Source organism: Klebsiella sp. JB_Kp042, assembly GCF_040065275.1.
GTDB lineage: Bacteria > Pseudomonadota > Gammaproteobacteria > Enterobacterales > Enterobacteriaceae > Klebsiella > Klebsiella quasipneumoniae.
Map to the genome: position 1 here is coordinate 61,600 of NZ_JBEAJL010000096.1, position 9,309 is coordinate 70,908.

11 protein-coding genes and 1 pseudogene are annotated in these 9,309 nt (G+C 56.2%); 10 read left to right on the forward strand and 2 right to left on the reverse strand.

The features are described 5' to 3' along the window. The first annotated feature begins 4 nt into the window (after positions 1-4). The 4 genes from rsmE to ruvX all read left to right on the forward strand — a co-directional run bounded on the left by rsmE (position 5) and on the right by ruvX (position 2,861). Positions 5-736 carry a 16S rRNA (uracil(1498)-N(3))-methyltransferase gene (gene rsmE, locus ABLV54_RS19070; protein WP_348814209.1) on the forward strand — a complete coding sequence of 244 codons (732 nt, stop codon included), beginning with the start codon at positions 5-7 and terminating at the stop codon, positions 734-736. A gap of 20 nt (positions 737-756) precedes the next feature. Continuing rightward, complete coding sequence (gshB, locus tag ABLV54_RS19075) at positions 757-1,707, forward strand: glutathione synthase (RefSeq protein ID WP_072421870.1); 951 nt, start codon at positions 757-759, stop codon at positions 1,705-1,707. A 174-nt stretch (positions 1,708-1,881) separates the two neighbouring features. Next, positions 1,882-2,445 carry a YqgE/AlgH family protein gene (locus ABLV54_RS19080; RefSeq protein ID WP_002916603.1) on the forward strand — a complete coding sequence of 188 codons (564 nt, stop codon included), beginning with the start codon at positions 1,882-1,884 and terminating at the stop codon, positions 2,443-2,445. Continuing rightward, on the forward strand, positions 2,445-2,861 hold the full coding sequence (gene ruvX / locus ABLV54_RS19085; RefSeq protein WP_004205178.1) for a Holliday junction resolvase RuvX: 417 nt from the start codon (positions 2,445-2,447) through the stop codon (positions 2,859-2,861). Before ABLV54_RS19080 ends, ruvX begins: the two co-directional genes overlap by 1 nt. Before the next feature lie 51 nt (positions 2,862-2,912). Here ruvX and ABLV54_RS19090 read toward each other — a convergent pair whose 3' ends face one another. Both ABLV54_RS19090 and ABLV54_RS19095 read right to left on the reverse strand, forming a co-directional pair. After that, complete coding sequence (locus tag ABLV54_RS19090) at positions 2,913-3,566, reverse strand: LuxR C-terminal-related transcriptional regulator (RefSeq protein ID WP_050533746.1); 654 nt, start codon at positions 3,564-3,566, stop codon at positions 2,913-2,915. A 348-nt stretch (positions 3,567-3,914) separates the two neighbouring features. Then, entirely contained in the window at positions 3,915-4,895 is a 981-nt protein-coding gene (locus tag ABLV54_RS19095) for a type IV pilus twitching motility protein PilT (RefSeq protein ID WP_348814210.1), read from the reverse strand. 16 nt (positions 4,896-4,911) lie between these two features. Between ABLV54_RS19095 and ABLV54_RS19100 the strand changes: the two genes are divergently transcribed. The 6 genes and pseudogenes from ABLV54_RS19100 to ABLV54_RS19125 form a co-directional block, all read left to right on the forward strand. Then, entirely contained in the window at positions 4,912-5,613 is a 702-nt protein-coding gene (locus tag ABLV54_RS19100) for a YggS family pyridoxal phosphate-dependent enzyme (protein ID WP_004205181.1), read from the forward strand. A gap of 20 nt (positions 5,614-5,633) precedes the next feature. Further along, complete coding sequence (locus ABLV54_RS19105; RefSeq protein ID WP_002916613.1) at positions 5,634-6,200, forward strand: YggT family protein; 567 nt, start codon at positions 5,634-5,636, stop codon at positions 6,198-6,200. Beyond that, positions 6,197-6,487, forward strand: a complete 291-nt coding sequence (gene yggU / locus ABLV54_RS19110; protein ID WP_004205183.1) for a DUF167 family protein YggU — start codon at positions 6,197-6,199, stop codon at positions 6,485-6,487. Before ABLV54_RS19105 ends, yggU begins: the two co-directional genes overlap by 4 nt. A gap of 12 nt (positions 6,488-6,499) precedes the next feature. After that, on the forward strand, positions 6,500-7,093 hold the full coding sequence (locus ABLV54_RS19115) for an XTP/dITP diphosphatase (RefSeq protein WP_023290995.1): 594 nt from the start codon (positions 6,500-6,502) through the stop codon (positions 7,091-7,093). Next, the gene (gene hemW, locus ABLV54_RS19120; protein WP_050533745.1) at positions 7,086-8,222 is read left to right on the forward strand and encodes a radical SAM family heme chaperone HemW; all 1,137 of its coding nucleotides are present in this window, start codon (positions 7,086-7,088) and stop codon (positions 8,220-8,222) included. The genes ABLV54_RS19115 and hemW overlap by 8 nt, the downstream gene beginning before the upstream one ends. A gap of 304 nt (positions 8,223-8,526) precedes the next feature. Beyond that, positions 8,527-9,255, forward strand: a pseudogene (locus tag ABLV54_RS19125) (TRAP transporter substrate-binding protein); the annotation flags it as partial. Between the last annotated feature and the right edge of the window lie 54 nt (positions 9,256-9,309).

Here is a 9,309-nt window from a genome sequence, read left to right on the forward strand (position 1 = left end):
AAGCATGCGCATTCCTCGCATCCATCATCCAGAACGCCTCATTATCGGCAGCCTGATCGCGTTGAGCGATGACGCGGCCAACCACGTCGGCCGTGTCCTGCGCATGACCGCTGGTCAGCACCTTCAGCTCTTCGACGGCAGTAACCAGGTGTTTGACGCCGTCATCACCGAGGCCGGTAAGAAAAACGTCGCGGTTGAAGTCCTCAGTGGCGAACCCGACGATCGGGAATCGCCGCTGCATATCCATTTAGGCCAGGTGATGTCCCGCGGCGAAAAAATGGAATTCACCATCCAGAAATCGATCGAACTCGGGGTAAGCCTCATAACGCCACTGTTTTCCGAGCGCTGCGGCGTTAAACTGGACGCCGAACGTTTGCAGAAAAAGATCCAGCAGTGGCAGAAAATCGCTATTGCCGCCTGCGAACAGAGCGGTCGTAATGTGGTACCGGAAATTCGTCCGGCGATGCAGCTGGAGGAGTGGTGCGCCGAGCAGGACAGCGGGCTGAAGCTCAACCTGCACCCGCGCGCCAGCGCCAGCATTAACACGCTGCCGCTGCCGGTTGAACGTGTCCGTCTGCTGATTGGCCCGGAAGGCGGGCTCTCGGCTGAAGAGATAGCGATGACCGCGAAATACCAGTTTACTGATATCCTGTTGGGACCGCGCGTTCTGCGTACAGAGACTACTGCGCTCACCGCCATCACCGCCCTGCAGGTGCGTTTTGGCGACTTAGGTTGAGGCGTTAACGGAGAAGAACCATGATCAAGCTCGGCATCGTGATGGATCCCATCGCAACCATCAACATCAAGAAAGACACCAGCTTCGCTATGTTGCTGGAGGCGCAGCGTCGCGGCTATGAACTCCATTATATGGAGATGAACGACCTCTATTTGATCAACGGCGAAGCCCGCGCCCGGACGCGCACGCTGAGCGTCGAACAGAACTACGACAAATGGTATGACTTCACCGGCGAACAGGACCTGCCGCTGGCGGATCTTGACGTCATTCTGATGCGTAAGGATCCGCCGTTTGATACCGAATTTATTTATGCGACCTATATTCTGGAGCGAGCGGAAGAGAAAGGCACGCTTATCGTCAACAAGCCGCAGAGCCTGCGCGACTGTAACGAGAAGCTGTTCACCGCCTGGTTCTCCGAGCTGACCCCGGAAACGCTGGTCACCCGCAATAAAGCCCAGCTGAAAGCCTTCTGGGAAAAGCACGGCGATATCATCATGAAGCCGCTCGACGGCATGGGCGGCGCCTCTATTTTCCGCGTCAAAGCCGGCGATCCGAACCTTGGGGTGATCGCCGAGACGCTGACCGAGCTGGGCAGCCGCTACTGCATGGCGCAGAACTATCTGCCAGCCATTAAAGATGGCGACAAGCGCGTGCTGGTGGTGGATGGCGAGCCGGTGCCTTACTGCCTGGCGCGCATTCCGCAGGGCGGCGAGACCCGCGGCAATCTGGCCGCCGGCGGCCGCGGCGAAGCTCGCCCGCTAACCGAAAGCGACTGGGAAATCGCCCGCCGCGTCGGCCCGACGCTGAAGGCCAAAGGTCTTATCTTCGTCGGCCTGGATATCATCGGCGACCGTCTGACGGAAATTAACGTCACCAGCCCCACCTGCGTACGTGAGATCGAAGCCGCCTTCCCGGATATTTCGATCACCGGCATGCTGATGGACGCTATTGAAAGACGTCTCGCCCGATAAGCGCTACGGCGGACGAACGTCCGCTCAGGGCACAGCGAGCGCGGATCGCCGCGCTGGTGAAACCCTTCCAGCCAGGCGCCGCTCAGGCGCCTGCCAGATAAAGTGCATCGACACCATTCTACTTTGCCCGCATACTGGGTGTTGCTTTTTGAACCAGGAACAGAACCTCTGACAATGAATTTACAGCATCACTTTCTGATTGCCATGCCTGCGCTTCAGGACCCCATTTTCCGCCGCTCCGTGGTCTATATCTGCGAGTATAACGACGAGGGTGCCATGGGCATTATTATCAATAAGCCGCTGGAAAATCTGCAGGTGGAAGGGATCCTTGAGAAGCTCAAAATTGTCCCGGAGCCACGTAATCCGGAGATCCGCCTGGATAAACCGGTGATGCTGGGCGGCCCGCTGGCGGAAGACCGCGGCTTTATTTTACATACCCCGCCCTCTGACTTTTCCTCAAGCATCCGTATCTCGGATAACACGGTGATCACCACCTCGCGGGATGTCCTCGAAACCCTAGGCACCGACCGGCAGCCGGGCAACGTGCTGGTTGCGCTGGGCTACTCCTCGTGGGAGAAAGGGCAGCTGGAGCAGGAGATTTTAGATAATGCCTGGCTCACCGCCCCGGCGGACCAGAATATTCTTTTCCGTACGCCCATCGCCGATCGCTGGCGCGAGGCGGCTAAACTGATTGGCATCGACATCGTGACGATGCCAGGCGTCGCGGGGCATGCATGATGAGCGGAACCTTTCTCGGCTTTGATTTCGGGACGAAAAGCATCGGTGTGGCGGTGGGGCAACGCATCACCGCCACCGCCCGGCCACTGCCGGCGCTGAAGGCGCAGGACGGCAAACCGGACTGGAATATCATCGAAAAACTGCTTAAGGAGTGGCAGCCTGAGGCGGTGATCGTCGGCCTGCCGCTGAATATGGACGGCACCGAGCAACCGCTGACGGCGCGCGCACGTAATTTCGCCAATAAAATTCATGGCCGCTTTGGCGTCGCGATCCTTCTCCACGATGAACGTCTGAGTACGGTTGAGGCCCGGGCGGGCCTGTTCGAACACGGCGGCTATCGGGCGCTAAATAAAGGCAGCGTCGATTCGGCCTCTGCGGTGGTCATTCTGGAAAGCTACTTCGAGCAGAGCTTTTAAGCTCTGTCTTCTGCGCCGCCGGCGAACCGCTAACGGCGCACATCCTCCCGCCTAATGGCGCAGATGTTCGTTAGCCCAGCTCACCGCCTGGGTGCGATTCTTAACGCTCAGCTTACGGAACACGTTATACAGGTGCGTCCGCACCGTGTTCTCGCTGATAAACAGCGCGCGGGCAATATCCAGGTTGGTCGCGCCGCAGCGCAGTTCGTTGAGGATCTCGCATTCTCGTTCGGTCAGCGGCGAGTTTTCAACCGGCGCCGATGTATGGTCCGCAGCGTACATCGCCGGGTGCATCACGCTCAATTCAGCCGTCTGTTCGCCGTTCAGCACGGCCTTGACGCCCTCAATTAAGCGCGATTCATCATCGTCATGGCGGAACACGCCATATAAAGCCGGCCACTGCGCCATTTCGTATAACTCATACTTTTGCGCGCTGTTGATAATCAGCAAGCGGGGATTATCTGACTGAAGCCGAATAATATCTCGCCACACCCTGTTTAATTTCTTATTTGAAACGGCGATATCAAATAATATTACAGAGTCTTTCGCCAGTCGCTGCGCCAGCGGTTTATTAATATTATGTAAAACTACCGGTGCCATCAGAGTTTCGCTGAGATAGCTGGCAAAGGCTTTACTCTGGATTGACGGGTGGGTAATAAATGTAACCTGACGAGAAGATGATGAATTTCCATTTAAATTAATCACTTAAAACTCTCCTTAGCTGCTATCCACCGTCATGGTGGTTAAATGAATAAAAAAATATACAATCAGTCATGAATTTATAAATAGCCTTAGCAATTTACAAATTGAAACGTTATTCCATGAGAATCATCCTATTCCCGTAAACAGCATAAATCGAATACCGCAAAGCTGTCAAAAGGTAATCAAACTTTTTTCCTGGAAATGCGTATTCACTGTCGAAATATCTCAGCTGAATGTCTTATTTGAATTTATTCAGAAAGATTATTTGTATTATCAAATAATATCCAGAAACAGTATTTAAACATTCAGTTAACACATCATTTTAACCACCCAACCCGCTTCACGCCCCCCCTACAGCTGGCCTGTGGCCACACGTTGCTGAAAACTCTGGGTAAATGTCAGCATTCCGGCCTGCATCCCGGTCTGCATTACACCGGGCAGCTGGTGCACTTTTCCTTCGCGGATCAAATTCGCCACCGCCGGCGTATTGACCAGAAGCTCGTATAGCGCAACTCTGCCGCCCTGACGTGCGGGTAATAATTTTTGCGCCAGCACCGCGCACAGGCTTCCGGCCAGCTGACTCCGAACCTGATCTTTCTCCTCTGCCGGAAAGACATCGATCAATCTCTCCACCGCCGGCGCCGCGCCGCGGGTGTGTAATGTCGCCATCACCAGATGCCCGGTTTCCGCAGCCGTCAACGCCAGACGGATGGTTTCGCTGTCGCGTAACTCCCCAAGCAGGATCACATCCGGATCCTGGCGCAGCGCCACCCGAAGCGCCGCGGAGAACGAAGGACAGTGACGGCCAATCTCCCGCTGCTGGATCAGGCAGCGCTCGCTGTGATGAATAAACTCCACCGGATCCTCCAGCGTCAGAATATGGCCATCAAGATGCTGGTTGAGATGCCCGACCAACGCCGCCAGGGTAGTCGACTTGCCGCTGCCCGTCGCCCCGGTGACCAGCAGCAGGCCACTCTCTTCCGCCAGCAGCTCGCTTAGCGCAGGCGGCGCGCCCAGCGTCTCCAGACGCGGGCACTGGACGGGCAGCAGACGCAGCACCAGCGATATTCCGCGCGTATGGGCGAAAGCGCTGGCGCGTAGCCGCGAACCGCAGGCCAGAGTCAGCGCAAAGTCAATCTGGCCGTGCTCCTGCCAGTGCTGGAACTGTGCGGCATCGAGCCAGTCGTTGAGTAAATCCGCGATATCCGGCGCGGGAAAGGGAGCGGACTCCAGCTTGCCCTGCCGCCGCCAGCGCGGTGCGGCGGAATTGCACAGGTGTAGATCGGAGACATTATGCTTTACACTAAGGGCTACGATTTCTTCCAGCTTCATAACTCATCCTCGGAATATGAACGATATTGCGCATAACCTGGCACAGGTCCGGGACAAAATCTCCGGTGCCGCCGCCCGTTGCGGGCGTGCGCCAGAAGAAGTGACATTGCTTGCAGTGAGTAAAACGAAACCTGCGAGCGCGATCGAAGAAGCCATCGCGGCAGGCCAGCGGGCATTTGGTGAAAACTACGTCCAGGAGGGCGTGGAGAAGATTAACCATTTCCAGCAGGCAGGCGTCAGCGGTCTGCAGTGGCACTTTATTGGCCCCCTGCAGTCCAACAAAAGCCGGCTGGTGGCCGAACATTTTGACTGGTGCCACACCGTCGATCGGTTGAAAATCGCCACCCGCCTGAACGAGCAGCGCCCGGCGCATTTACCGCCGCTGAAGGTACTGATTCAAATCAACATTAGCGATGAGCAGAGTAAATCCGGCATCCCGCTGGAAGCGCTCGATGCCTTGGCGGCGGAGATCGCTGAGTTACCTCATCTGGAGCTGCGCGGCCTGATGGCGATCCCCGCGCCTGAGTCAGAATATGTAAGGCAGTTTGCCGTCGCCCAGCAAATGGCGGTAGCATTTGCGCGGTTAAAAACGCGGTACCCCACGGTCGATACGTTGTCTCTGGGAATGTCGGACGATATGGAAGCCGCTATCGCGGCGGGAAGCACAATGGTGCGCATCGGCACGGCCATTTTTGGTGCGCGCGACTACAGCAAATAATAAGGAATCTGAGGAACGCCATGAAGACGTTGACTTTCCTGCTTTCAACGGTCATTGAGCTTTACACGATGGTCGTGTTGTTACGCGTCTGGATGCAGTGGGCGCGCTGCGACTTTTACAACCCGTTTTCGCAGTTTGTGGTAAAGGCCACGCAGCCGATTGTCGGGCCGCTGCGCCGGATTATCCCGGCAATGGGGCCGATTGACAGCGCCTCGCTGCTGGTGGCATTCATCCTCTGCGTCATCAAAGCGATCGTACTGTTTATGGTGATCACCTTCCAGCCGATCATCTGGATCTCCGCTCTGCTTATTCTGCTGAAAACCATCGGCTCGCTGATCTTCTGGGTGCTCCTGCTGATGGCGATCATGAGCTGGGTCAGCCAGGGACGCAGCCCGGTGGAGTATGTGCTGATGCAGCTGGCGGACCCGCTGCTGCGCCCTATCCGCAACCTGCTGCCGTCGATGGGCGGTATCGATTTCTCGCCGATGGTGCTGGTGCTGCTGCTGTACGTGATCAATATGGGTATCGCCGAGGTGCTGCAGGCCACCGGTAACGTACTGCTGCCGGGGCTGTGGATGGCGCTATGAGTGCCGTTGAAAGCTGCGCTGACGGGCTGGTGCTGAGGCTGTATATTCAGCCGAAGGCCAGCCGCGACAGCATCGTGGGCGTGCATGGCGACGAGCTCAAAGTCGCCATTACCGCCCCGCCCGTTGATGGCCAGGCCAATGCCCATCTGGTTAAATTTCTAGCCAAACAGTTCCGCGTCGCCAAAAGCCAGGTACTGATTGAAAAAGGCGAGCTGGGCCGCCATAAGCAAGTTAAAATCATCGCCCCACAACAGATCCCGACTGCGGTCGCGGCGCTAACTGAATAAACAGGATTCATCATGCAAAAAGTCGTCCTCGCTACCGGCAACGCCGGTAAAGTGCGCGAACTGGCCTCGCTGCTGGAAGATTTTGGTCTCGATATCGTCGCTCAGACCGAGCTGGGCGTCGAGTCTGCGGAAGAGACCGGCCTGACCTTTATTGAAAATGCGATTCTGAAGGCGCGTCATGCGGCGCAGATCACCGGCCTGCCGGCTATCGCCGACGATTCCGGTCTGGCCGTCGATGCCCTGGGCGGCGCGCCGGGCATCTACTCCGCCCGCTATGCCGGCGTCGACGCCAGCGACCAGCAGAACCTTGAGAAACTGCTCGACGCCCTGCAGGACGTGCCGGACGACCAGCGCCAGGCGCAATTCCACTGCGTACTGGTCTATCTGCGCCATGCCGAGGATCCCACGCCGCTGGTGTGCCACGGCAGCTGGCCTGGGGTGATCGCCCGGAAAGCCGCGGGTCAGGGCGGTTTCGGCTACGACCCGATCTTCTTCGTCCCGTCAGAAGGAAAAACCGCGGCCGAACTGAGCCGTGAAGAAAAGAGCGCCATTTCCCATCGCGGGCAGGCGCTGAAACTGTTACTGGAAGCATTACGTAATGGCTAATTTGCCGCCGCTGAGTCTCTATATCCATATTCCCTGGTGCGTGCAGAAGTGCCCGTACTGCGACTTTAATTCGCATGCGCTGAAAGGCGAAGTGCCGCACGATGACTACGTCCAGCATCTGCTGAACGATCTGCGGGCCGAGGCGCAGTATGCCCAGGGACGGGAAATAGGCACCATTTTTATCGGCGGCGGTACGCCGAGCCTGCTGTCCGGCCCGGCCATGCAAACCCTGCTCGATGGCGTCCGCGCCTGCCTGCCGCTGGCCGCCGGGGCGGAAATCACCATGGAAGCCAACCCGGGCACCGTGGAGGCCGATCGCTTCGTTGATTACCAGCGCGCCGGGGTGAATCGCATCTCCATCGGCGTACAAAGCTTTAGCGAACCGAAGCTGCAGCGGCTGGGGCGGATCCACGGCCCGGAAGAGGCCAAACGCGCGGCACGCCTCGCCAGCGGCCTGGGCCTGCGCAGTTTCAATCTCGACCTGATGCACGGTTTGCCGGACCAGTCTCTGGAGGAGGCGCTGGACGATCTGCGTCAGGCCATTGCTCTCAACCCGCCGCATCTCTCGTGGTACCAGCTGACCATTGAGCCGAACACCTTGTTCGGCTCCCGGCCGCCGGTGCTGCCGGATGACGACGCGCTATGGGATATTTTCGAGCAGGGGCATCAGCTGCTGAGCGCCGCCGGCTACCAGCAGTACGAGACTTCCGCTTACGCCAAACCGGGCTATCAGTGTCAGCATAATCTCAACTACTGGCGCTTTGGCGACTACCTTGGCATCGGCTGCGGCGCGCACGGCAAGATAACCTTCCCGGACGGGCGCATTCTGCGTACAGCCAAAACCCGCCACCCGCGCGGCTATATGGAAGGCCGCTACCTCGAACGTCAGCATGATGTGGAAGAGGCGGATAAACCGTTTGAGTTCTTTATGAACCGTTTTCGCCTGCTGGAGGCCGCGCCACGCGCGGAATTCCGCCGTTATACCGGTCTTGATGAAGCGGCGATCCGTCCGCAGCTGGACGCGGCGATAGCTCAGGGCTATCTGCAGGAAGACGAGCAGAACTGGCAGATCACCGAGCATGGAAAGCTGTTTTTAAATTCTCTTCTCGAACTATTCCTTAGCGAATAAATATCGTTATCCCATTCCCGCCAGGCAGAGTGCGGGAATGGGAATAACTCGATTCCTCCGCCATATATACCTTATTATATCCGATTCATTCTTATTAAATATTCCACCCTTAAATTAATTTGCATTAATTAATACAAGTCAAATATCAATCCAGCAATAATATCGGTTATTTCCTTACCTCATTGCCAGAAAGTGTGAGTCAGGTAGCTTAAAGATGTACGACAACAAAGATAATATGTCATACAGAAATAAAGCATGATGCTAAAGATATTGACCAATTATCCCAAGTGCATGGAGCCAACTCATGAAAAAATATCCTTTTTCTCGTTCTCTGGTAGGTATAGCTTTACTGGCCCTACTCTCCGCAGGGGCCGTCGCGGCTGAAAAAGTCACGTTAAAACTGGAACATAACCTTGAGCGCAGCCATGTGGTGCATCAGGCGCTGGAGGAGATGTCCAGAGAGGTAAACCAGCTTTCTGACGGTAAGATGAAGATTCGTATTTACCCCAGTAGTCAGATGGGCAGCGCGCGCGAGACCATGGAGTTATTACAAAATGGCGCGCTGGATATGACCAAAGGTTCCGCCAGCGATCTGGAGTCTTTCGATAATATTTACGCCATTTATAATTTACCCTTCCTGTTTAACGACCAGAATCACTTCAATAAAGTCGTCTTCGGCGAAGTGGGCAAGGAAATAATGAACTCGACGAAAGAGAAAGGATTCTTTGCCCTTTCCGCTTATGTCGCCGGGACGCGAAGCTTTTATGCCAAAAAGCCCATTACTAAACCAGAAGATTTAAAAGGACTGAAGATCCGCGTCCAGGCCAGCCCGACAACGTTAAAAATGGTCGAATTAATGGGCGGTTCCCCGACCCCCATCTCCTTCGGTGAAGTTTATACCGCCATGCAGCAGGGGGTGGTGGACGGCGCGGAAAATAACGTTCCCTCCTGGGTGCAGACGCGCCATATCGAAATCGCGAAAGTATTCTCTGAAGATGAGCACGCCTCCATCCCTGACTTCCTCGTTATCTCGGCTTTGTTGAATAAATCAGATTTCGGGTAAGTCTCCCCCGTAGCGGGTTGTGTT